The organism is Micromonospora sp. L31 (assembly GCF_052068075.1).
GTDB classification, from domain to species: Bacteria; Actinomycetota; Actinomycetes; order Mycobacteriales; family Micromonosporaceae; genus Micromonospora; species Micromonospora purpureochromogenes.
In genome coordinates this window covers 68,411-92,785 of the sequence record NZ_JBQHDC010000007.1, presented here as the reverse complement: position 1 = coordinate 92,785, position 24,375 = coordinate 68,411, and the positions used below count along the sequence as shown (strand labels likewise).

Sequence of the window (24,375 nt, the reverse complement as noted above, 5' to 3'; positions counted from 1 at the left end):
GATTGTCTGAACGGATGACTTGTTGCATCCGTCGGTTGGACCCCAGACTCCCGAGGAAATTTTTCACTTCACGGGGAGGGGACCGGCCGTGCGCCGATCCGTCACCAGTGCTGCGCGCCGTCTGGCCATCGTTGTTGCGGTGGTCTTCGGGCTCAGCGTCGCGGTGCCAGCTGATGTAGTCCGTCCGGGCGGCGAGTTTCCGCTGACCTGGCTGACCTGGTTCGCTCAGCGGCCGGCCTGGTCGGCCACCGCGGCCTTCCTGGGCCTTCCCGTGCAGGAGAAGGGTCGGCCCGTCACGGTCGACCACCACGTCCCCGCCGCCGCGACCGACGCCCGGCAGGGCGCCGGGCGGGCGCCGAAGCCGGCCGCCGGGACGCTCGAGTCGTACCAGCCGCACGAGATCGAGAGCACGCCGGACACCACCGGCCCCGCCGAGCAGGGGTTCGACAGCCGGACCAGCAAGCGGCTCGCCGCCCGCTCCAGTGTCCGGTCCGACGTGTTCGCCAACGCGGACGGCTCGTACACCAAGCGGACCTACAACCGCCCGGTCAACTACCGGGCGGCCGACGGCACCTGGCAGAAGATCGACTCTGACCTGATCCGGCGCGCCGACGGCCGGCTGCACGTGAAGGCGAACCGGCTGGGTGTCTCCGTCGCCGGCACCGCGGCGCCGGCCGCCCGGCCGGCCCGGGACGCCGCCCCCTCGGCCGACGCGACCGCGACCACCGGCCCCGAGCTGGCACAGCTCACGCTGCCGACCGGTGAGAGCGTCGGGTACCAGCTCCAGGGTGCCAACGTCACCGTGCCGACAGTGGACGGCGCGACCGCCCGCTACCGTGACATCCTCCGGCAGACCGACCTGGAGCTGACCACCTTCGACGCCGGCGTCAAGGAGACCCTGGTCCTGCGCTCGCCCGAGGCGGCGTCGAGCTGGGTCTTCCCGCTGCGGCTCAAGGGCCTCACCCCGCGGCTGACCGCGCAGGGCTCGGTGGAACTGCTCAACGCCGACGGCAAGGCCGTCGCCTGGTTCCCGCACGGCTCGATGAGCGACTCAAAGATCGACCCGAAGTCCGGCGCCCCGGCCGAGTCCGACAAGGTCACCTTCGAGCTGGTCACCGTCGACGGCGCTCCCGCGCTGAAGGTCACCGCCGACCAGGCCTGGCTGCGGGACCCCGCCCGGCAGTACCCGGTGCGGATCGACCCGACCGCCACCACCGGCACCACCGGTGACGTCTTCGTCGACAACGACAGCACCACCACCAACAACGGCGACAACCTGCCGGTCGGCACCTACAACGGCGGCACGACCAAGGCTCGCTCGTTCATCCACCTCGACGAATTCGACAACGACGGCTTCGTCGGCAAGCGGTTCAGCGCGGCGAAGCTGTTCCTGTACCACACGTGGTCGTACGACTGCGCCACCCACAAGCCGTTCTACGTGCACCGGGCCACCCAGGCATGGACCGTCGCGGACCTCAGCGCGGGCAGCTACCCGGGCCCGGCGATCTCGTCGTCGATCGGCTCGCTGACCATCAGCGACAACAACCCGGCCTGCACCAACAGCGGGGCCGACCGGACCGTCGGCAAGTGGGTCAGCGTCCCGCTCAACGTCGACACCTTCAACGACTGGTCGACCGGCGGCGCGAACGAGGGTCTCGCGCTGACCGCGTCGGAGACCGACTCGTACGCCTGGAAGCGGTTCACCTCAGCGAACTTCGGCGCCGGGGCGTACAAGCCGTACCTGGAGTTCACCTACACCAACGACGTCGCGCCGCAGGTCAACCTCCGCTACCCGGCCAACAACGCGGTCGTGCAGACGCTCACCCCCGAGCTGCTCTCCCGCGCCGTCGACCCGGACAACTGGCCGGCCAAGGGCCTGACCTACAACTACGTGGTCAAGGACGCCGGGACCAACGCCACCGTGGTCAGCTCGGGCTGGATCACCGGCCCCAGCTGGACGGTGCCGTCCGGCAAGTTGACCTGGAACAAGACCTACCTCTACACGGTCCAGGTCTACGACAAGGCCGCGTACAGCGCCGTCTCCCCGGCGTACGCCTTCACCACCTCGGTACCGCAGCCGCTGCTCACCGCGAACCTCGCGCAGAACGCTGGCAAGGGCTACGACCCGAGCGTCGGCAACTACACCACCTCGGCCACCGACGCCAGCGTGAGCACGGTGGGCCCGTCGCTCTCCGTCACCCGCAGCTACAACAGCCTCGACACCCGGCGCGGCAACGCCTTCGGCGCCGGTTGGTCCAGTCTGCTGGACGTGCGCGCGGCCCAGGTCAAGGACGTGGCGGGCAGCATCCAGTCGGTGCTCGTCACCTACCCCACCGGCCAGGACGTGGCCATGGGGCGCAACGCCGACGGCAGCTTCACCACCACCTCCGGCCGGTACTCGGTGTTCAAGGAGAACAAGGACACCGCGGGAGCGGTGAACGGCTACACGCTGACGGACAAGGACGGCACGGTCTACGTCTTCAGCCAGCCGGCCGGCACCGGCGTCTACAAGGTCACCCAGATCACCGACGCCAACGGCCGCTCGCTCAGCTTCTCCTACGACACCTCGGGGAATCTGACCAAGCTCACCTCGGCCTCCGGCCGGTCGCTGTACGTCACCTGGTCGACCCCGGCCGGGTCCAGTGCTCCGCACGTCGCGACGGTCTACACCGACCCGGCCACCGCCGGCGACCCGAGCACCGTGGCGACCTGGCAGTACAGCTACGGCGCCAACGACTCGCTGACCAGGGTCTGCCCGCCGACGGACTGGGCCAACTGCACCACGTACCAGGCGGACACCACCTCCCAGTACGCCAACGCGGTGCTGAACGCCGGCCCGTACTCGTACTGGCCGCTGAGCGAGGCGAGCGGCGCGACCATCGCGGGGAGCCGGGTGCTCAGCAACGCCGGTGTCGACAACGCCCGCTACAACGGCGTGACCCTGGGCCAGCCGGCCGGCCTGGCCGGCTCGACCGCCACCACCGCCGGCTTCAACGGGACCAGCTCGTACGTGCAGCTTCCTGGCAAGCTGGTCGCCGACGGCCAGTACCAGTCGATCAGCATGTGGTTCAAGACCACCGCCCTCAACGGCGTGCTGTTCAGCTACAACGGCGACGCGATCACCAAGGGCACCACGACCGGCAACTACACTCCGGCGCTCTACATCGGCAGCGACGGCAAGCTGCACGGCCAGTGGTACCAGGGCAACGCCACGCAGGCCATGGCATCCACCTCGGTGGTGAACAACGGCGCCTGGCACCACGTGGTGCTCACCGGCGCGGGTGACACGCAGTCCCTGTACCTCGACGGCACCCTCCACGGCACCCTGGCCGGCACCATCGCCCAGGTCCCCAACGGCTCGGCGAACGTGCAGATCGGCGCCGGCTTCGTCGGCGGCGGGTGGCCCAGCCACAAGAACACCGGCGCCTCCCCGGCGGTGGCCAACTACTTCTCCGGCTCGATCTCCGACGTGGCGTTCTTCAACCAGGCGTTGACCGGCACCACGATCGCCGCGCTGAACAGCGCCGGCCGGACCAGCCATCCGGTGCTCAGCAGGGTGGTCCGCCCCTCCGGCGGCGTCACCGCGGAGATCTCGTACGACAAGACCACGGGTCGGGTCGCCAGCGTCAAGGACGAGAACGGCGGCACCTGGACCATGGGTACGCCGACCGTCTCCGGTGACAGCGACGTGTACGCCGCCTCGGTGCTCGGCGCGAAGCCGGTCGACTACTGGCGGCTCGGCGAGGTCGACGTCACCGACGCGATCAACGAGGTCGAGGGTGGCACGGCCACCTTCAACAACACCACGCTCGGCGTCGCCGGCCCGTTCAGCGACAGCAAGGCCGCCTCGTTCAACGGCTCCAGCTCGTACCTTCAGCTGCCGGCGGAGGACGTCCCCACCACCGGACCCAACTCGGTCGAGATGTGGTTCAAGATGCCGTCCGGCAGCACCGCCGGTGGCACGCTCTTCAGCTTCCAGACGGAGGACATCGCCACCCCCACGTTCACCGGCAACTGGGTGCCCGCGCTCTACGTCGGCACCGACGGCAAGCTGCGCGGCAAGTGGTGCTATTGCGGCAGCAACACCACGAACCCGCCGATCACCACGGCTGCTGTCAACGACGGCAAGTGGCACCACGTCGCACTCACCCTCAGCGGCTCCACCCAGAAGCTCTACCTCGACGGGGCGACCGTCGGCTCGCTCGCCCTGGCTGGGGAGACCACCACCGCCGTCAACGCCTACATCGGCGCCGGCTACACCAAGTCGTGGCCGTCCTCCCCGACGAGCGGGGTGGCGTACTTCCCGGGCTCCATCGCCGAGGTGGCGTTCTACCGCACGCAGCTCAGCGACGCCCAGGTCAGCTCCCACTTCCAGGCGTCGAAGCAGACCGTTCCGCTCGCGGTGACCATGGTGAACGGGCAGACCACGCCCGTCGCGATGCCGGTCTCGACGGTCACGGTCACCGGCCCGACCGGTGAGCAGCTCTCCTACAGCTACGACGTGGTCAACGGCAACCGGATGGTGGCGCAGACCGACCCGCTGGGGAACACCACCAAGTTCGGTTACGACGTCGGCGGCTTCGGCAACCTGACCTACGACCCGAACGGTGTGTGGACGCAGGAACTCCAGGACGTTCGGGGCAACACCAAGCAGGTCGTGACCTGCCAGGACCAGTCGGCCAACAAGTGCTCGTCGGTCCACTACAGCTACTACGCGAACTCGGCGGACCCGCTCGACTGGTCCACCGCCCAGCTGCCGGTGATGTTCAACGACTTCGACGGCGACGGCTACCCGGACATCGTCTACCGGGAGGACACCGACGACAGCATCCAGATGGTGCGGAGCAATGGTTCCGGCGGCTGGCTGACCAGCATCCCGACGAAGATCGGCACGAGCATCGCCTCCGCCAACCTGATCGTCGGCAGCAAGGACTTCAACGGCGACGGCAAGCCGGACATCCTCTGGCGCAGCTCGACCGACAGCAACATGTACCTGCTCGCCGGCAACGGCAAGGGCGGCTGGGTGACCGGCAGCTCGGTGAAGATCGGCCCGGCTGTCGGCTCGGCGAACCTCATGGTGATGTCCCGCGACTTCAGTGGTGACGGCAAGCCAGACCTGATCTTCCGCAGCTCGGTCGACAACAACCTGTACATGCTCAAGGGCAACGGCACCGGCGGTTGGATCAGCACCGTCGCGACGCAGATCGGCAGCGGCTGGCAGAACGCCGACCTGCTGGCCGCCCCGGGGGACTTCAACGGTGACGGCAAGGACGACATCGTCTACCGCAACTCCTCCGACAAGAACCTCTACATGGTCGCCGGCAACGGCACCGGCGGCTGGTCGACCGGTACGTCCGTCAAGATCGGGTCGAGCTGGGGTTCGGCGAACGCGCTGCTCACCGCAGGCGACTTCGACGGCGACAAGAAGGCCGACTTCGTCTACCGCAAGTCGACCGACAACGACATGTACCTGGTCTCGGGCAACGGCAACGGCGGCTGGGTCAGCGGCGCCTCGGTCCTGATCGGTGGCCAGCCGGACCCGCGGAACGACGTCATCCTGACGATGCGGGACGGCCGGTCGGCGTCCGAGAACGACGGCACCTACCTGACGTCGTACGCGTACGACGCCAAGGGCAACCAGACCAGCATCACCGACCCGCTCGGCCGGGTCACCCGCACCGCCTACACCGACGGCACCACGGTGGCGGCCAAGGACGGTGGCTTCGCCCCGGCCGGCCTGGCCTCGACGGTGACCACACCGGGTGGGCAGGTCCAGAAGGTCGTCTACTACGCCAGCGGTGACATCGCCGAGGTGATCGAGCAGACCGGCAAGATCACCCGGTACACCTACGACGGTCTGGGTCGGCCGGTCAGCGAGACGGAGGTGACCGACACCTTCCCGTCGGGTCTGACCACCGTTCGCACCTTCGACAAGCTGGGCCGACCGGTCAGCGAGACCGAGCCGGGCGTGACCAACCGGGTCACCGGCGCGGTGCACACGGCGAAGACCGACACCAGCTACGACCTGGACGGCAACGTCGTCGAGCAGACGGTCAGCGACACCACCGGCGGTGACGCGCCGCGCACCGAGAAGCACACCTACAACGCGTACGGCCAGGAGACGGCGACCACCAACGCGGCGAACGAGACCACCAACCTCGAGTACGACCTGTACGGCCGGGTGGTCAAGGAGATCGAGGCGGACGGCGGCGTCACCACCAGCACGTACGACGCCGAGGGCAACCTGCTCACCTCGACGGTGGTCGGCTGGACCGGCGACCCGAACAACCCGTCGGCGCCGCGTGACCTGGTCACCAGCCGGCGGTCGTACGACCCGGCGGGCCGGCTCGCGTCGGAGACCGACGCGATGGGCTGGACCACGTCGTTCACCTACACCGACAACGGCCTGGAAGCCAAGGTCGTCCGCACCGACAACAACGGCAAGACCTTCGTGGTGGAGGAGCACACCTACGACGCGGCGGGCAACGAGCTGACCGAGGTCGGCAACAACGGCCGCAGCACCACCAGCACGAAGTACGACGCCGCGGGTCGGCCCTACATGACCATCGTCGACCCGAACGGGTTGAAGCGGACCACCACCCTCACCTACGACGCCAACGACAACGTCATCTCCACCGTCTCCACCGACGGTGTGACCGGTGCCGTCACCGGCACCTCGGAGGCGCTCTACGACAGGGCCGGCCGGGCGGTCGCCGAGACGACGTACCCGTCGGCGGCGCTGACTCCGGTCGCGCGCTGGAAGCTCAACGAGACCTCGGGTACGAGGGCCGCGGACTCGGCGGGCAACAGCCCGGCGACCGCGACCGGTAACGTCACCTGGTCCACGGACCGGGGCGGCTCGGCGACGTTCGACGGGGTCAGCAGCTACCTCAAGGCCCCGAGAGTGGTCGACTCCACCCGAGCATTCACCATCTCCGCCTGGGCCAAGCTTGCCTCGAAGAATCCCGCGCTCGGGAATGCCGAGCAGTTGGTCTTCGCTGCTGCGGGCGACATCGGCAACTCCGCGCTGAAGCTCTTCTACGCGCCCGGTGACGATCGCTGGTACGCCGGTATGGCGGTCCGCAAGGCGGACGGCACCACCGCGTGGTTCGGGGGCGGCGGCGCGAACGGTTCCGTGGTGGCGGGCGCTTGGACGCATCTGGCACTCACTGCGGATCCGGTCGGCAAGACCATGAAGCTCTACGCCGACGGTGTGCTGCTGACCACGGTGCCCACGACCGAGGCCTTCAACAACGTGGCGACGAATCTGACCATCGGCGGTGCGGACGGCTTCGGCTGGTTCCCGGGTTCGGTCAGCGACGTGCAGGCCTACCAGAAGGCGCTGTCGGCGACCGAGATCTCGCAGCTGAAGGCCGGCACCGCACCGGCCGCCGACGCGCAGGTCATCCGTACCTCGCAGGTGCTCGACCAGGACGGCCTGCCGATCGCGATCACCGACGCGAACGGCAACACCACCTACCAGGGCTACGACGAGGAAGGCCGGGTGGCGCGCTCCACCGCGCCGGCGGCGATGGTGGAACAGGCCGGGCAACTGCCGGCGCTGGCGAACGCGGTCAGCTACGCGGGTTACAACACCTTCGACGAGCTGACCGACGCCCGCGACGCCAACGGCAACTGGTCGGTGACCGGCTACGACGCCGCCGGCCGGGTCGTCTCGCAGAAGGACCCCGCCTACACCCCGCCGGGCTCGAGCGTCCCGATCGTGCCGGAGAGCACCCAGACGTACGACGTGACCGGGCAGGTCACCGCGGTGACCGACCCGCTGGGCAAGGTCACCCGCTACGAGTACGACCAGCTCGGCCGGCTCGCGAAGGAGACCGCGCCGAACGACGGGGTGACCACCTACACCTACGACGAGGCGGGCAACCTGCTCTCGTCGAAGGACCCGTCCGGCGCGGTCAGCACGAGCACGTACGACTACCTGGGCCGGCCGCTCACCTCGACCGACGTGGTCCGGCAGAGCAGCACCAACTACACCACCCGATACACCTACGACGACACCGCCGCCGACCAGAAGACCACCGTCACCTCGGCTGCCGGGGTGGCCAGCTCGACCAGCTACAACATGGCGGGCGAGCCGGTCGCGGTGATGGACGGCGCCGGGAACACCACCCGCTACGAGTACGACAGCGAGGGCCGGACCACCAGGAGCATCCGCCCGGACAGCTCGTACGCCACGGTCTCGTACGACATGGCGGACCGGGCGACCGGCACGGCCGAGTACAGCCCGGGCGGCACGCTGCTGTCGTCGCAGTCGGCGAAGTACGACCGGGCCGGCAACATGGTGGCCACCACGGACGCCCGCGGCACCACCACCACCATGGAGTACGACGCGACGGGCGCGCTGATCAAGGAGATCCAGCCGATCTCCGGGTCGGACTCGATCCAGACCACGTTCGGCTACGACCTGGAGGGCAACCGCACCCGGTTCACCGACGGTCGGGGCAACGCCTTCTACACCACGTACAACACGTGGGGGCTGCCCGAGTCGCAGATCGAGCCGGCCACGGCGGCCCACCCGGACGCCGCGGACCGGACCTTCACCATCGCCTACGACCAGGGCGGGCGGCCGTCGAAGCAGTTGCTGCCCGGCGGCGTGTCGGTCACCAACGCGTACGACGCCATGGGTCGGCTGATCCGGCAGAGCGGGACGGGCGCCGAGGCGGCCACCGAGGACCGGGTCTTCGACTACGACGTGGCCGGCCGGATGACGTCGCTGTCCGGCTCGGGCGGCACGAACACGATCAGCTACGACGACCGTGGTCTGCCGTTGTCGGTGAGCGGCCCGTCGGGGAACTCGTCATTCGGTTACGACCCGGACGGTCGACTGGCCTCCCGCCAGGACGCCGCCGGTGCCACCTCGTACAACTACGACCAGGCGGGCCGGCTCTCGAAGCTGGACAATCCGACCGCCGGCGTGCAGATGGCGTACACCTACAACTCGCTCTCGCAGGTCAGCAAGATCACCTACGGGACGAACGGGAACACCCGTAACTTCACCTTCGACCCGCTGCGCCGGCTCACCGGCGACGAGCTGAAGTCGTCGACGGGCACCTCGCTGGCGAAGATCACCTACGGCTGGGACGCCAACAGCAACATCACCTCGAAGACCACCACGGGCTTCGCGGGCTCGGCGGCCAACACCTACACCTACGACCTGGCCGACCGGCTGACGTCGTGGAACAACGGCGCCGACACCACGGTGTACGCCTACGACAAGTCCGGCAACCGCGTGCAGAACGGCTCGAAGCTGTTCACGTACGACCAGCGCAACCGGCTCCAGACCGCGGACGGGGTCAGCTACAGCTACACCGCCCGCGGCACGCTCGCGACGGCCGGCGGCAACACCACCAACACCGACGCGTTCGGTCAGGTGGTGTCGCAGCAGTCCGCCGGTGGCACGCAGACCTACACGTACGACGGTCTGGGTCGGGCGATCCGCCCCAACTTCTCGTACACCGGTCTGGGCAACGACCTGGCCGGCGACAGCGCCGCCACCTACGTGCGGGGCCCCTCCGGCGAGGTGGTCGGCACCGCCGCCGGCGGCACCCAGCGGATGGTCTGGACGGACCTGCACACCGACGTGGTCGGGCAGTTCACGGCGACCGGGACGGCCCTGGCCGGCTCGATGGCCTACGATCCGCTCGGCAAGGTGGTCAACACCAGCGGCCTGCTCGGCTCGCTGGGCTACCAGTCGGAGTGGACCGACGCGCTCACCTCGCGGGTCAACATGCACGCCCGCTGGTACAACACCGACACCGGCCAGTTCGACACCCGGGACACCGCCAACAACAGCCCGGTGCCGGACTCGATCAACGCGAACCGCTACCAGTACGGCGACGCCAACCCGCTGACCGTCACCGACCCGACCGGCCACTGGGGCCTGGGCAGCCTGAAGCGGGCGTTCACCTCGACGGTCAACTCGGTGCGCTCGTACGCCTCGTCGGCCTACTCGTACGCGTCGTCGTACACGTCGAGCTACTACTCGTACGCCTCCTCGTACGTCAGCAACCGGTACCAGGCGGCGAAGAGCGCCGTGAAGAAGACGTACCACCGGGCCAAGACGACGGTAAAGAAGCGCTACCACCAGGCCAAACGGAAGTACAACCAGGTCAAGCGCTACGCCAAGAAGAAGTACCACCAGGCCAAGCGGTACGTGAAGAAGAAGTACGAACAGGGTCGCAAGTACGTCTCGAAGAAGATCGCCGCAGCCAAGAAACGCGCGAAACACCTCTACAACAAGGCCAAGCAGGCCGGCAAGAAGATCGCCGCGAAGGCCCACCGGGTCGCCCAGAAGGCGGTCAGCCACGTCAAGGATGCCGCGAACGCGACCAAGAAATGGGTCAAGGAGCACAAGGACGTCCTGATCGAGGTGGCCGCGATCGGCGGGGCCATCCTCGCCGGCATGGCCTGCACCGCGGTCACCGCCGGCGCCGGCGCCATCGCCTGCATGGCCGGTACCGCCGCACTGATCAACCTGGCCAAGGACGCCGCGCAGGGCGACATCCACAGCATCGGTGACGCCCTGGGCTCGCTCGGCACCGGCGCGGTGACCGGCATGATCGGTGGTGCCGGTGGCGCCCTGGCCAGCCGGGTCGGCGCGATCGTCGCCAAGAAGGTCGGCACCGGTCTGGCCGGCCGGCTCGCCACCGAGGCGGCGGAGAACACCGTCGAGGACGCGGTCGACCAGGTCGCGACGTCGGGTCGGTACAACCCGCGGGCCGCCGTGGAGAACATGATCCCGGGCCTGAACCTGATCGGCGGGGGTGGCGGTGGCGGCTCGTGCCCGGCCAGGCGTCCGTCTTCTGGTCGTCGGCACAGCTTCGATCCGAAGACCCGGGTCCTGATGGCGGACGGCACCACCCGTCCGATCGAGGATGTCAACGTCGGGGACAAGGTCACCGCGACCGACCCGAAGACTGGCAAGTCGCAGCCCAAGCAGGTCACCCAGCTGCATCGCAACAATGACAAGGACCTGACCGACGTCACCGTCCGCGACCGGAACGGCAAGACCACGAAGGTCAAGACCACGTGGCACCACCCGTTCTGGAACGCCTCAAAGCGCAAGTGGGACGACGCCAAGGACCTGAAGCCGGGCACGAAGCTGCTGGTGCGCGGCACGGGTGCGGTCACCGTCGTCGCGGTGCTCAACAAGCTGGGCGCCGAGGAGATGCGCGACCTTACCGTCGCCGACATCCACACCTACTATGTGGTCGCCGGTGACGAGCCTGTGCTCGTTCACAACAATGACGGAAGGCTGGTTTCGCCCGGAGACTGCTCCCCAACGAGCACGAGTCCGCAGCAGCTGCTGGATGACGCGAAGGAGCTGCATGATACGTTCGGGGTCGGGACTCGGGCCGACAAGGGAGCGACCGTGGCCACGGCCGAGCTTGGTGGGCGAAAGGTCTACGCGGTCAATCAGAACGGTACGAACACCAAGCTGCGTGCCCTCGCTAAGGCGAAGGGCTACGAACGGGCCTACGAAACCGATCTGACGCCACAGGTCCACACCGACGCGGAACAAATCCTGTTCAACGCGGTGGATGAGGGTGAGTATGCCGCCGACGGGATCATCGCGTCATCGCGTCCCGCCTGCGGGCCCAAGAGGCAGAACTGCGCGGCACGGGCCGACGAGCCGCAGTACAGCAAGATTCAACTCTGGGAACGACGAAGATAGTTGATGGGAAGAGGGGCAGGCAGGCGTGGAATTGTGGGACAGGGACGTTGCTCCGCGAGCTGAGCGTCTCGACGAACTGCCTGCCCCTCTGCTCTACCAGCTAGCGACAGAGGTCATCGAAAGAACCATTCCAGTCTTCGAGCCCCGGTTCGAGGAGTTCTTTCCTCCTTCCGCCGTAGCGCTCGTCCGCCGCTTTCTTGCCGAGTGCAAGGATCGGCTCCCTGATCGCCGGCTTCTGGAGACTGAAGTGGACGAGTACTTCTCGGTGCAGGAAGAATTGGCGCTGGTCCCCACCAGGTTGGGCGTCGGTCCTTTCCTGGTCGCGTTGGGCCGTCTCGTGGAGTCGTCAGGAGAGCGAGGAATTGATGGGGAGCAGGTCCTGGAGATTCTTTCCGCCTGTTACGAAAGCATCGTGATGTCCAATATCTCCGGCAGGGAAAGCATCGAGAAGGAATTGGCGAATCCCCTCTGTATGGCGGAGATCAAAATGCAGCACGAGCTCCTGGGCCGCTACGGATTGTAGGTCGGGTGAACCCGACGGCCACCCTCGCGCTACGGAGTGAACCGCGACTTCCCCGCGTACCAGGCGGCGCCGAGGGCGAGCACGCCGAACCCGGCGAGCACGCCGGTCGGCGGCAGGTTGACCGCGAGCACCACGCACCCGACCAGCCCCAACGCGGCCAGCACCTGCACCGGCAGCTTCCGGGCCGGATCCCGGCCGAGCGTCAGCGCCGACGCGTTGGTTATCGCGTAGTAGACCAGCACGGTGCAGCTGGAGAAGCCGATCGCGCCGCGGACGTCGCCGAGCGCGACCACCAGGATCACCACGGCGGCCACCGCCAGCTCCGCCCGGTGCGGCACCCTGTGGACCGGGTGCACCGCGGCCAGCGCGCCGGGCAGGTCGTGGCGGCGGGCCATCGCGAGCAGGGTCCGGCCGACGCCGGCGAGCAGGGAGAGCAGGACCCCGGTCACCGCGACGGTCGCCCCGGCCCGGACCAGCCAGGCCAGGTCGGGCAGCCCGGCGGCGGCCACCACGTCGACCAGGGGCGCGGCCGAGGCGGCCAGCCGGTCGGCCCCGAGCACGCCGACCGCGACCACGGCGAGGAGCAGGTAGACCGCCAGCACCACGCCGAGGGCCAGCGGCACCGCCCGGGGGATGGTCCGCTCCGGGTCGCGTACCTCCTCGCCGAGGGTGGCGATCCGGGCGTACCCGGCGAAGGCGAAGAAGAGCAGCCCGGCCGCGGTGAGCACGCCCCGGACCGAGCCGCCGGCTTCGGTGAGCCGGTCGAGCCGGACGTCGCCGGCCGCCACCCCGGCCACCGCGACCAGGGCCAGCACCGCCAGCACCACGACCACCAGGAACTTCGTCGCGGCAGCGGTCTTGCCGATGCCGCGCAGGTTCACCGCGGTCACCGCGACCACGGCGGCGACGGCGACCAGCCGGGCCTGCCCGGGCCAGAGGTACGCCCCGATGGTCAGCGCCATCGCCGCGCAGCTCGCCGTCTTGCCGACCACGAATCCCCAGCCGGCCAGGAAGCCGGCGAACGGGTTCAGCCGCTCCCGCCCGTAGACGTACGTGCCGCCCGACTCGGGATAGCGCGCGGCCAGCCGGGCCGAGCTGGTCGCGTTGCAGAAGGCGATGAAGCCGGCCAGCGCCAGCGCGACCAGCAGCCCGGCGCCGCCGGCCGCGGCGGCGGCCGGGGCGAAGACCACGAAGACGCCCGCGCCGAGCATCGACCCCAGCCCGATCACCACCGCGTCGGGTACGCCCAGCCGGCGCCTCAGTCGCTCCACCGGCAGCAGGCTAGGTGATTGAGGTGAACGGACGGTCCCAGGCGTGCAACCGGCCGGGAAGAGGCAGGCCGTCCCACGGCACCCGGTGCAGCAGCCGGTCCAGCAGCAGCCCGAGCAGCAGCCCGGCCACCGAGTCGGTCAGCCAGTGCCAGCCCAGGTAGGTGGTGGTGGTCGTCACCACCAGCGGCGGCACCAGCCGGACGACGGTGACCAGCCAGGTCGGCAGCCGCCGGCCGAAGCTGCGCAGCAGCGGCGCGATCAGCAGCGCCAGCACGCCGTACCAGACGATCGCGTTGGCGACGTGGCCCGACGGGTAGGACTGCGCGTAGCTGACCGGCAGGTCGTGCTGGAACAGCGGCAGGGTCCGCTCGGGCGGCAGGAAGGGCTCCTTGACGCTCGCGCTGGGGGCGGGGCGGGCGGTCCACACCTTCAGTGGCCCGATCGTCAGGTAGGTCAGCGCGAAGGCGGCCACCGGGGGCAGCACCGGGCGGACCGAACGCAGCCGGACCGCCAGCAGCACGCCCAGCCCGGCGGCGAGGAGCGTCAACGGGGTGCCCTGGCCCAGGAAGTTGAACACCCGGGCCACCCAGTACGCCGCCGCCGGCCGGTGCTCCCCGGCCCAGTCGGCCACCGCCCGGTCGAGGCCGAAGAAGTGGTCGGTGGCGAGCGCCACGGTCAGCCCGACCAGCCCGGCCAGCAACAGGGCGTCCCACCACCAGCCGGCGGGGCGTACCCGCGGTGGTCGGGACGCGCCGCGTACCGTCGTGGTCTCCCGCACGCGATCACGCTACCGGCCCCGGGCGGCGACCGGCCGGCGCGGGCCGTGGCGGCTGTGTGCCGAGCCACGAAGGGAAGCGTTGGGCGGGGCGACCCTTCACACTTGTCCCCGTGCGGATCACCTCGGCCCTCGTCGACCCGGCGCTGCTCGACCTTCCCTGGTCGACGCCGCTGGAGCAGTGGCCTGCCCAGCACCTGGTGGCGCTGCCCCAGGGCATCTCCCGGCACATCGTCCGGTTCGTCCGGCTCGGTGACTACGTGTACGCCTTCAAGGAGACCCGCGAGCGGATCGCCGAACGGGAGTACGACCTGCTCCGTGCCCTGGAGCGGATCGACTTCCCGTCGGTCGAGGCGGTGGCGGTCGTCGCCGACCGGCAGACCGAGGACGGGGAACCGCTGGAGTCGGTGCTGATCACCCGGCACCTGCAGTTCTCGCTGCCCTACCGGGCGCTCTTCTCGCACACCCTGCGACCGGAGACGATGGGCCGGCTGCTCGACGCGCTCGCCGCGCTGATCGTGCGGATGCACCTGACCGGCTTCTTCTGGGGCGACTGCTCGCTGTCGAACACCCTCTTCCGCCGGGACGCCGGCGCGTTCGCCGCCTACCTGGTCGACGCCGAGACCGGTGCGCTGCACAGCTCGCTCTCCAACGGCCAGCGCGGCGAGGACCTGGAGATCGCCCGGGTCAACATCTTCGGCGAGGCGCTGGACCTCCAGGCCGCCGGGCTGCTGCACGAGTCGATCGACCCGGAGGTGGTCTGCGAGGAGGTCGTGCAGCGCTACGAGCGGCTCTGGCACGAGATCACCTACGAGCAGCAGGTCGAGCGGGAGGCCCGGCACGACATCGAGGGGCGGATCCGCCGCCTCAACGAGCTGGGCTTCGACGTGGCCGAGGTGGCCCTGTCGACGGTCGACAACGGCCGGTACCTGGTCCGCCCGAAGGTGGTCGACGCCGGCTACCACACCCGGCGGCTGCTCCGGCTTACCGGCCTGGACGCCGAGGAGAACCAGGCTCGCCGGCTGCTCAACGACCTCGACGCGTACCGGGTGGAGAGCGACCTGACCGACGAGCAGCAGGCCGCCCACCGCTGGCTGACCGAGGTCTTCGAGCCGGTGGTCCGGGCGGTGCCGGCGCACCTGCGCCGCAAGCTGGAGCCGCAGGAGCTCTTCGCGCAGATCATCGAGCACAAGTGGCTGCTCTCCGAGCAGGCCGGCCGGGACGTCGGCATGGGCCCGGCGGTGCAGTCGTACCTGGCCGACGTGCTGGTGCACCGCCCGGACGAGCAGGCGGTGCTGGGCGTCGAGGTGCCCAGCGCGGGCTGACGCGCACGGCCCATGCCCGCCCGGTTCGATTCGCGCCCGCGGCTGTTCCGTGGCTGCTCCGTGGCGCCGGTTCGACCCGGGCGGCGTGTGTGGTGCCGCGTCCTTTGGAGCTGATGTCGTAAACGATTCGCGCCGGCGGCCCGGCCGCAGCTGTCCACTGCGTCTCGCCGGTGTGGCGGTGTCCGGGGCCGGGGGATGGCGCCACCTCGGCGAAACGGAGTGAATCACCGAGGGATGACCGGTGATTCGTCTACGACATCAGCTCCAAAGGGAGTCGCCGGGCGTGCCGGCCCTACGGAGGGGCTCAGTCCAGCCAGGAGCCGCCGCGCATCACCCGGACCACGTTCAGCTCGTCGTCGAGCACGACGAGGTCGGCGCGGAGTCCGACCTGGAGCGCGCCGAGCCGGTCGCCGAGGCCGATCGCGCGGGCCGGCGTGGTGGCCACCATGCGGACCGCGTCGGCGATCGGGATGCCGGCGTCCACGGCGTGCCGCAGCGCGGCGTCCATGGTCAGGGTGCTGCCGGCGATCGCGCCGTCGCGGGCGAGCCGGGCCACCCCGTCGGCCACGGTGACCGCCTGGCCGCCCAGCTCGTACTCGCCGTCGGGCATCCCGGCCGCGGCCATCGCGTCGGTGATCAGCGCGGCCCGCTCCGCGCCGGCGGTCGCGGTGGTGAAGGTGAGGATCCCGTCGTGCAGGTGCACGCCGTCGGCGACCAGCTCGCAGACCACGTTCGGGGCGTCCAGCAGCGCCACGATCGGGCCGGGCTCGCGGTGGTGCAGCGGCCGCATGCCGTTGAACAGGTGGGTGGCGACGCTCGCGCCCGCCGCCACGGCGGCCCGGGTCTCGTCGTACGTGGCGTCGGTGTGCCCCACCGCGGCGACCACGGCGTGCGAGGTGAGCAGCTTGATCGCGTCCAGCGCGCCGGCCCGCTCCGGGGCCAGCGTCACCATCCGCACCGCGCCCGCGCCCAGCTCGATCAGCTCCGCCAGCTCGTCGGTCGAGGGGTCGCGCAGGTACTCCGGGTTCTGCGCGCCGCACCGCGTCGCCGACAGGTACGGCCCTTCGAAGTGGACGCCGGCCAGCACCCCCTCGCTGACCAGCGGGGCGAACGCGGCGGTGGCGTCCCGCATCAGCTCGATCGGGGAGCTGACCAGGCTGGCCAGCAGCGTGGTGGTGCCGTGCCGCAGGTGGAAGGCGGCCGCCGCGCGGGCGGCGTCGGCGTCGCCGGTGGTGAAGGTGTGCCCGCCGCCGCCGTGGGTGTGCATGTCCACGAACCCGGGCACGATCCAGTGCCCGTCGCGCTTCGCCGGGTACTCGGCGACCGCGGTGATCCGGTCGCCGTTGATCTCCACACACCCCTGCCGGATCACACCGGTCGGGGTCACCACCTTGCCGTTCACCCGCAGGGCCATCACTACTCCAGTCTGTCGAGGGCGAGCAGGGCGGCGCCGAGGCAGCCGGCCTCGTCGCCGAGGGCCGCCGCGACCAGGCGCGGCTCCCGGTGGAAGGTCATCCGTTCCCGCAGCGCCGCCCGCAGCGGGTCGAACAGCCGCGCGCCGGCCCGGGCCAGCCCGCCGCCGATCACCATGGTCTCCACGTCGTAGAGCGCCTGGGCGGTGGCGAGTCCGTCGGCGAGCGCCTCGACGGCCTCCCGCCAGACCTGCCCGGCCAGCTCGTCACCGGCCGCCGCCCGGTCGGCCACCTCGGCGGCGGTCAGTGGGGTGCCGGCCAGCTCGGTGTACCGGCGGCCGACGGCCGAGGCCGAGGCGACCGCCTCCAGGCAGCCGGGCCGCCCGCAGCCGCAGCGCGGGCCGTCGGGGCGTACCTGGATGTGGCCCAGCTCGCCGGCGGCGCCGTGCGCCCCGGCGGCGGCCGAACCGCCGACCACGTGGGCGGCCGCGATGCCGGTGCCGACGGCGACGAAGAGGACATGGCCGACGCCCCGGCCGGCGCCGAGCCGGCTCTCGGCGAGGCCACCGACGCGCACGTCGTGGCCGAGCGCCGTGGGCAGTCCGAGCCGCGTGGCGGCCAGCTCCCGCAGGGGTACGTCCCGGAAGCCGATGTTGGACGACCAGACCGCCACCCCGGCGACCTCGTCCACCAGCCCCGGCACCCCGATGCCGCAGGCGACCGGGGTCAGACCCTCGGCGCGGGCCTTGCCGGCCAGCCCTTCCGCCACGTCCAGGATGGTGTCGACCACGGCGGCGGGTCCGCGCTCGGCGCCGGTGGGGTGCCGTTCGGCGTGCACCACGGCGCCGTCCGGGCGGACCAGCGCGCACTTCATCCCGGTGCCGCCGACGTCCAGTGCGACGACGACCGGGGCACCGTCGGGGGCGTCGGTCACGCGAGGACCACGGAGCGGCTCAGGTGCCGGGGCGCGTCCGGGTCGAGGCCGCGGCTGGTGGCCAGGGCGACCGCGAAGCGCTGGGCCAGGATCAGGTCGGCCATCGGGTCGACCGGGGTACGCCCCGCCGCCCAGCTGCCCAGCACGGTGCGGCAGCCGTGGTGGCGGCTGTGCACGAACGCCGCGCCGGTGGCCGCCACGTCCTCGGGCAACCCCTCGGGCAGCTCGCCGAACGCCCAGACCAGCCGGCCGGGTGCGGCGATCGAGATCGGGCCGTGCCGGTAGTCCATCGCCGGGTACGCCTCGGCCCAGAAGGTGGCCGCCTCCCGGCACTTCAGCGCGGCCTCCTGGGCCAGCCCGACCGTCCAGCCCCGGCCGAGGAAGGTGGCCTGCTCGATGCGGGCCGGGTCGATCGGCAGCGGGGCCCGGACGGTCACCTCGGCGTCGGCGGCGAGCGCCTCGACGTTGTCGCCGAGGTGGGCGCGGAGCAGCGCCAGGGCGGTGGTCGCGAACCGGGTCTGCACCACCGACCGCTCGTCGGCGAAGGGCATGGTCACCGCCGCGTCGGCCAGCCCGGTGGCGGGCGAGGCGGGGTCGCCGACGAGGACCGTGGTGGGGGTCTGTCCGCGCAGCGCGGCGAGCAGGTCGAGCACCTCGGTGGTGGTGCCGGAGCGGGTGATCGCGATCAGCCGGTCGTAGCGGCGGCCGGTGGGGAACTCGCTGGCCTGGAAGGCGTCGGTCTCGCCGTGGCCGGCGCGCTCGCGCAGCCCGCCGTACGCCGCCGCCATGAACCAGGAGGTGCCGCACCCGACGACGGCGACCCGCTCACCGGGGAGCGGCAGGTCGGCGGCCACGGTGCCGGCGAGCTGTGCCGCCTCCCGCCAGCAGTCGGGCTGGCTCGCGATCTCCGCGTCGACGTACGCCATGAGAACTCCTCGCACAGGGCGGCGGTGCGCAATACGGCTCATTACAGCCGTCTTTCGCGCGTTATTCTGCGCGAACCCGGGTGGCCGTGGCAACCAGGTCCCAGATCGCGCAGGTGGTGGTTTTGCGCCCTGGTAGTTTCGCGCACTACTGTGCACGCAATCAATCACCGTTCGTGCAGAGTCAACGGAGGCCCCCGCGGTGGACCGGTACGCGAGATGGAACGCTCTGCTCGAGATGCTGACCGACAGTGGTCGGGTCAGCGTCGAGGAGGCGGCCGAGCGGCTGGACGTCTCGCAGGCCACCATCCGCCGTGACTTCGACCAGCTCGCCCAGCAGCAGATGATCACCCGGACCCGGGGCGGCGCGGTCGCCAACGGCGTCTCGTACGACCTGCCGCTGCGCTACAAGACCGCGAAGCACTCCGCCGAGAAGCAGCGGATCGGCGCGGCCGCCGCCGCCCTGGTCACCCCGGGCACCGTGGTCGGCCTCAACGGCGGCACCACCAGCACCGAGGTCGCCCGCGCCCTGGCCGTCCGCCCCGACCTGAACACCAGCGCCGAGGGCGCCCAGCTGACCGTGGTGACCAACGCCCTGAACATCGCCAACGAGCTGCTGGTCCGCTCCCGGATGAAGGTCGTGGTCGCCGGCGGGGTGGTGCGCCCGAAGTCGTTCGAGCTGGTCGGCCCGCTGGGCGGGGCGCTGCTGCGCGAGGTCACCCTGGACGTCGCCCTGCTCGGCGTGGACGCCGTCGACCCGCAGCTCGGCGCCGCCGCCCACCACGAGGGCGAGGCGGCGATGAACAACCTGATGGTGGCCCGGGCCAAGCGCGTCGTGATCATCGCGGACTCGTCCAAGCTCGGCGGGCACGCCTTCGCCCGGATCTGCCCGGTGGACCGGGTGGAGACGCTGGTCACCGACTCCGGGGCGGCGACCGACGTGGTGGAGGCGTTCCGCGCCGCCGGGGTCAACGTCATCTGCGCCTGAGTGTCTCGTTGATACACGGTCGGTAGCGACTCGATGCCCCGATGCATACCGGGTATTGCCCTCCTGAGCATACCGAGTATGGTGACCGCTGTCATGAGCCAACCATCGGGGGAGGCGCAGCTTGTCGGCTGTCCTGGAGATCGAAGGTCTACGTAAGACGTACAAGAGCCGCCGGCGGGGCACCCGCAACGCGCTGGACGGCTTCGACATGCGGGTCGAGGCGGGCCAGGTGCACGGCTTCCTCGGCCCCAACGGGTCGGGCAAGACCACCACCCTGCGGACCCTGCTCGGCCTCATCCGGCCCGACGGCGGCCGGATGACCATCCTCGGGCACGAGGTGCCCGCGGCGCTGCCGACCGTGGCCGGTCAGGTCGGCGCGATCGTCGAGAGCCCGCAGTTCTTCCCGCACTTCACCGCGCGCGACACCCTGTCGCTGCTCGCCGGCGCCGGCGACGTGCCAATCAACCGGGTCGACGAGGTGCTGGAGCTGGTCGGCCTGCGCGACCGGGCCGGTGAGCGGGTCAGGACGTACTCGCTCGGCATGAAGCAGCGGCTCGCGGTCGCCTCGGCCCTGCTCAAGAACCCGAGGCTGCTGATCCTCGACGAGCCGGCCAACGGCCTCGACCCCGGCGGCATCCGGGAGATGCGCACCCTGATGCGCACCCTCGCCGAATCCGGGATGACCGTGGTGCTCTCCAGCCACATCCTCGGCGAGATCCAGCTCATCTGCGACTCGGTCACCATCATCTCGCTGGGCCGGCGGGTCGCCTTCGGCCCGGTCGACCAGGTGCTCGCCGCGCACTCGCACGGCGGGGTCCGGGTCCGGCTGGAGGCGGCCGAGGACCTCGCCGCCGCCGCCGACCTGCTGGACCGTTCCGGCGTGTCGGTGACCCGGCACCCCGACCACCTGATGCTGGCCGGCGTGGACAAGCCCGCCTCGGTCAGCCGGCTCCTCGCCGAGCAGCACCTGTACGTCAGCGAACTGGCCCCGGTCGCGGTGGACCTGGAGAGCGTCTTCCTGGAGCTGACCGCGACCGCGCCGGTGCCCGGTCAGCACCGCCAGGTCGACCAGTCCACGAAGGTCGGTGGGTCGGAGCAGGCCGCCGGAGGAGGTTGGGGAGCATGAGTCTCTACCGTACGGAGCTGCGCCGGCTGACCAAGCGGCGCCTGACCCGCTGGTCGGCCCTGCTGGGACTGCTGGTCCTGACCGCCGTGGTGGTGGGGGTCTTCTTCACCAACCAGAAGATCGACGCGAGTACGCGGGCCACGGCCGAGCGTGCCGCCGAGCAGCAGTGGCAGCAGGACGTCCGCAGCAACGAGCAGTATCGCGCCGAGTGCGAGAAGGCGAAGACCAGCGGCACTGCCCAGCCCGGCCAGTTCCCCGATGACTGCTCGATGATCCAGCCGCCGCCTCGGGAGGCGATCCAGGCGGAGTGGTTCCTGCCCTCCACCTTCGACTTCCGCACCAACTTCGGCGACACCCTGCTGCCGCTCGCGGCCATCCTGGCGATGGTCGGGTTCGTGGTGGGGGCCTCCTTCGTCGGTGCGGAGTGGAGCACCGGCGGGATGATGAATCTGCTGCTGTGGCGGCCGAAGCGGTTGACCGTACTCCTGACCAAGCTGGCGGCGCTGCTCACCGGCCTGCTCGCGGTGGCGGTGCCCACGACGGTGCTCTGGTTCGGCAGCTTCTGGCTGGTGGCCAACCTGCGCGGGAGCACCGCGAAGATGACCTCCGGCACCTGGCAGTCGTTCGCTCTCGGCGGGCTGCGCGGGGTGGTGCTGGCCCTGGTGACCGCGACCATCGGCTTCGCGCTCGCCTCCCTGGGGCGGCACACCGCGATGGCCCTGGGCGGGGTGATCGCCCTGATGGTGGTCGGCCAGTTCGGCCTCGGGATCCTCTTGGAAATGGCGGGTGTGCGCTTCGCCGCAGCGTGGCTGCTGCCCACTTATGCGCTGGCCTGGATGCAGAAGAAGGTCACCCTGGAGGACTGGGACTCGTGCCAGGCCACCTACTTCGGGGAGTGCAAGCCGGACACCCTCACCATCACCTGGCAGCAGTCCTCGGTGCTGCTGGCGGTGGGGCTGACGGTGATCCTCGGCGCGGCCCTCTGGACGATGCGGCGGCGCGACATCTCCTGACCCGCCGGCCGGGTCCCGCGCCACCGCGCGGGGCCCGGCGCGCGTCGGGTGCGCCGGACAGCGGCCCTGGTTACGCTGGGGTCCCCCCGGTCGGCGTTCGGAGTTGCCGGCCGTCCGCGCTGTGTGAGGAGCGACCATGCCCGCCGACGCGTCCGCCGCCGCCAGCGACCGGCCGGAGCCGTCCGGGCAGGCCGTCACCGACCAGCGGCCCGGAGCCGTCGTCCCCACGCCGCGCAGCGCGCCGCCGGTCGAGGACGCCCCGGAGCCCGTCGACGCCGCTGCCGTCCTCGCCGCCATGGCGGACGACGGGCCGGAGGTCGAGGGGTCGTCGGCCGAAGCGGTGCCCGCGCAGCGCGGACCGGGCTCGGCGGACACCCTCACCGAGCGGGAGCAGCAAATTCTCGCCTTCGAACAGCAGTGGTGGAAGCACGCCGGGGCCAAGGAACAGGCCATCCGGGACACCTTCGGCCTCTCCGCCACCCGCTACTACCAACTGCTCAACGCCCTGCTGGACCGGCCCGCCGCGCTCGCCGCCGAGCCGGTGCTGGTCGGGCGGCTGCGCCGGCTGCGCTCCTCGCGGGCCCGCAACCGCCGGCGCTGACCACTTCCCGTCCGTGCGCAGGCCGCCGCCGGTGGTGGGGAAGGTCGGTGCCCACCCGGTGAGCTGTTTGCCGGGGCCACGCCGCGCCGGTTGCTGACGCTAGCGTCGGTGACCGGCGCGTACCGGCGGGTTCGTCCGAATCCCGGCGACGCCGGAGACGGGCATGGCGTGGGCCGGGCCGGGTAGCCGGGCTCGGACGACGGCGAGGGGAGCGGGCTGATGGTGGGACCGGAGGCGCGGCACCCGGCGGGGCACACGGTGCGGACCGTCGGCGAGGCGTACGCGATGCGGGTGCGGTCCGTCTCGGTGGCGGCGCCCGGCCGCCCGGAGAACGAGGACGTGGTGTTCCGGTTCGGTCCGCTGGTGGGCGTCCTCGACGGGGCGACCGTGCCGGAGGGCTTCGACACCGGGTGCGTGCACGGGCCCGCGTGGTTCGTCCGCCACCTGGCCGCCCGGATCGGGCTGGCCGTCGCCGCCCGGCCGACGGCGACCCTGGTGAGCAGCCTCGCCGCAGCACTGCTGGCGGTCCGCGCCGACCACGGGGACGCCTGCGACCTGGACCATCCGGGCACCCCGTCGGCGACCGTCTGCCTGCTCCGGGAGGGCGGCGACGAGGTCGACTACCTGGTGCTCTGCGACAGCCCGCTGGTCCTCGACGTCGGCGGCCGGGTCGAGGTGATCTCCGACGACCGGCTGGACGACGCGCTGGCCGACCTGCGCCGGATCGTGGCGGGACTGCCGGCCGCGGAGGTCGACGCGGAGACCCGGTTCCGGCAGGCGGTGCAGGTGCAGCGGGAGCGGATGAACCGCACCCACGGTTACTGGGTGGCCGCGACGAACCCGGACGCCGCGTACCACGCGGTCACCGGAACCCTGCCGCTGCGCGGGCCGGACGCGGTCCGCCGGGCGGTGCTGCTCTCCGACGGCGCGTCCAGTGCCGTGGAGCAGTTCGGCCTGTTCGACTGGGCCGGACTGCTCGACCTGGTGACCACGCAGGGGCCCGGGGCGCTCATCGACCGGGTACGCGCCGCGGAGCGCGACCATCCCGAACTGCTGCGCCGACACAAGCGCGCCGACGACGCCTCGGCGGTGCTCTGCGAGTTCCCGTCCCGAACCTGAGCCGGCGCGGCCCGGCCGGTGCCGGCGCTGGCCGCCGACAGCGGAGCGTGACGCGGAACACCCCGATGGGACGACCGGCCGGTACCTGGAGACCGGAGGGCCATTCGCGGCCCAAAGGGCTGGACGACCGGCGGCGGTACCGGCAGACTGCGGCACTGTGACGGGTGCGGTACGACTGGAGCCACTGGACGAGCGGAACCTGGAGCCGTTGCTCTCCGTAGCGGTGGCCGAGGCGGAGGCGGGTGACGTGATGCCCCCGGTCGAGGCACCCGCCGGCTGGTCGCTGGCCCGTCGGGAGGCGTTCCGGGAGTTCCACCGGGCCAACTTCGCCGGGCTCGACGGTCCCACCCGCACCCGCATGTACGCGATCGTCGCCGGTGGCGAGGTGGTCGGCATGGTGCGGATGAGCCGCTGCGAGGAGCCCGGCGTGGTGGAGACCGGGATGTGGCTCGGGCGTTCGGCGCGCGGCCAGGGCCTCGGCGTCGGCGCCCTGCGCGAGTTGCTCAACGAGGCCGCCGCAGCCGGCATGCACGCCGTGGTCGCGGACACCACCCGGGACAACATCGGGGCCGTCCAGGTGCTGAAGAAATGCGGCGCGAAACTGCTCGAAAATGGCGACAAGGTTCACGCCGAAATCTGCCTCGACTCCACTCCGCCGGCATTCTGA

The 24,375-nt window shown here is 71.0% G+C and carries 14 protein-coding genes; 9 read left to right on the top strand and 5 right to left on the bottom strand.

Annotated features, from left to right (window positions below):
• Window positions 1-139: 139 nt before the first annotated feature.
• Window positions 140-11,698, top strand: a complete 11,559-nt coding sequence (locus tag ACTMS9_RS20235) for a LamG-like jellyroll fold domain-containing protein (protein WP_441165695.1) — start codon at window positions 140-142, stop codon at window positions 11,696-11,698.
• A gap of 25 nt (window positions 11,699-11,723) precedes the next feature.
• The gene (locus tag ACTMS9_RS20230; protein ID WP_441142054.1) at window positions 11,724-12,221 is read left to right on the top strand and encodes a hypothetical protein; all 498 of its coding nucleotides are present in this window, start codon (window positions 11,724-11,726) and stop codon (window positions 12,219-12,221) included.
• A gap of 29 nt (window positions 12,222-12,250) precedes the next feature.
• On the opposite strand, the gene ACTMS9_RS20225 is transcribed toward ACTMS9_RS20230, so the two are convergent.
• Window positions 12,251-13,492 (bottom strand): APC family permease, encoded by a 1,242-nt coding sequence (locus ACTMS9_RS20225; protein WP_441165694.1) that lies wholly within the window; start codon window positions 13,490-13,492, stop codon window positions 12,251-12,253.
• Between the two features lie 10 nt (window positions 13,493-13,502).
• Window positions 13,503-14,270, bottom strand: a complete 768-nt coding sequence (locus ACTMS9_RS20220) for a phosphatase PAP2 family protein (RefSeq protein WP_441165693.1) — start codon at window positions 14,268-14,270, stop codon at window positions 13,503-13,505.
• Window positions 14,271-14,380: 110 nt separating this feature from the next.
• Here ACTMS9_RS20220 and ACTMS9_RS20215 point away from each other — a divergent pair, with 110 nt between their 5' ends.
• On the top strand, window positions 14,381-15,592 hold the full coding sequence (locus ACTMS9_RS20215; RefSeq protein WP_441142057.1) for a DUF4032 domain-containing protein: 1,212 nt from the start codon (window positions 14,381-14,383) through the stop codon (window positions 15,590-15,592).
• 304 nt (window positions 15,593-15,896) lie between these two features.
• Here ACTMS9_RS20215 and nagA read toward each other — a convergent pair whose 3' ends face one another.
• Genes nagA through ACTMS9_RS20200 form a run of 3 tightly spaced genes read right to left on the bottom strand, consistent with a single transcriptional unit; the run spans window position 15,897 to window position 18,864 of the window.
• Entirely contained in the window at window positions 15,897-17,006 is a 1,110-nt protein-coding gene (gene nagA / locus ACTMS9_RS20210; protein WP_441142058.1) for an N-acetylglucosamine-6-phosphate deacetylase, read from the bottom strand.
• 2 nt (window positions 17,007-17,008) lie between these two features.
• Entirely contained in the window at window positions 17,009-17,938 is a 930-nt protein-coding gene (locus tag ACTMS9_RS20205; protein WP_441142059.1) for an ROK family protein, read from the bottom strand.
• The gene (locus ACTMS9_RS20200) at window positions 17,935-18,864 is read right to left on the bottom strand and encodes an SIS domain-containing protein (RefSeq protein WP_441165692.1); all 930 of its coding nucleotides are present in this window, start codon (window positions 18,862-18,864) and stop codon (window positions 17,935-17,937) included. Before ACTMS9_RS20200 ends, ACTMS9_RS20205 begins: the two co-directional genes overlap by 4 nt.
• A gap of 199 nt (window positions 18,865-19,063) precedes the next feature.
• Between ACTMS9_RS20200 and ACTMS9_RS20195 the strand changes: the two genes are divergently transcribed.
• From ACTMS9_RS20195 to ACTMS9_RS20170, 6 genes are all read left to right on the top strand, one after another.
• The gene (locus ACTMS9_RS20195) at window positions 19,064-19,849 is read left to right on the top strand and encodes a DeoR/GlpR family DNA-binding transcription regulator (RefSeq protein ID WP_441142060.1); all 786 of its coding nucleotides are present in this window, start codon (window positions 19,064-19,066) and stop codon (window positions 19,847-19,849) included.
• Between the two features lie 121 nt (window positions 19,850-19,970).
• A complete protein-coding gene (locus ACTMS9_RS20190) occupies window positions 19,971-20,975 on the top strand; it encodes an ATP-binding cassette domain-containing protein (protein ID WP_441165691.1) in 1,005 nt (334 codons plus the stop codon).
• Entirely contained in the window at window positions 20,972-21,988 is a 1,017-nt protein-coding gene (locus ACTMS9_RS20185) for an ABC transporter permease subunit (RefSeq protein ID WP_441165690.1), read from the top strand. Before ACTMS9_RS20190 ends, ACTMS9_RS20185 begins: the two co-directional genes overlap by 4 nt.
• A 136-nt stretch (window positions 21,989-22,124) precedes the next feature.
• Window positions 22,125-22,589 (top strand): DUF3263 domain-containing protein, encoded by a 465-nt coding sequence (locus tag ACTMS9_RS20180; RefSeq protein ID WP_441165689.1) that lies wholly within the window; start codon window positions 22,125-22,127, stop codon window positions 22,587-22,589.
• A gap of 219 nt (window positions 22,590-22,808) precedes the next feature.
• Complete coding sequence (locus tag ACTMS9_RS20175; protein WP_441165688.1) at window positions 22,809-23,708, top strand: hypothetical protein; 900 nt, start codon at window positions 22,809-22,811, stop codon at window positions 23,706-23,708.
• 157 nt (window positions 23,709-23,865) lie between these two features.
• Window positions 23,866-24,375, top strand: coding sequence for a GNAT family N-acetyltransferase (locus ACTMS9_RS20170; protein WP_441142065.1), 510 nt, complete (start codon window positions 23,866-23,868; stop codon window positions 24,373-24,375).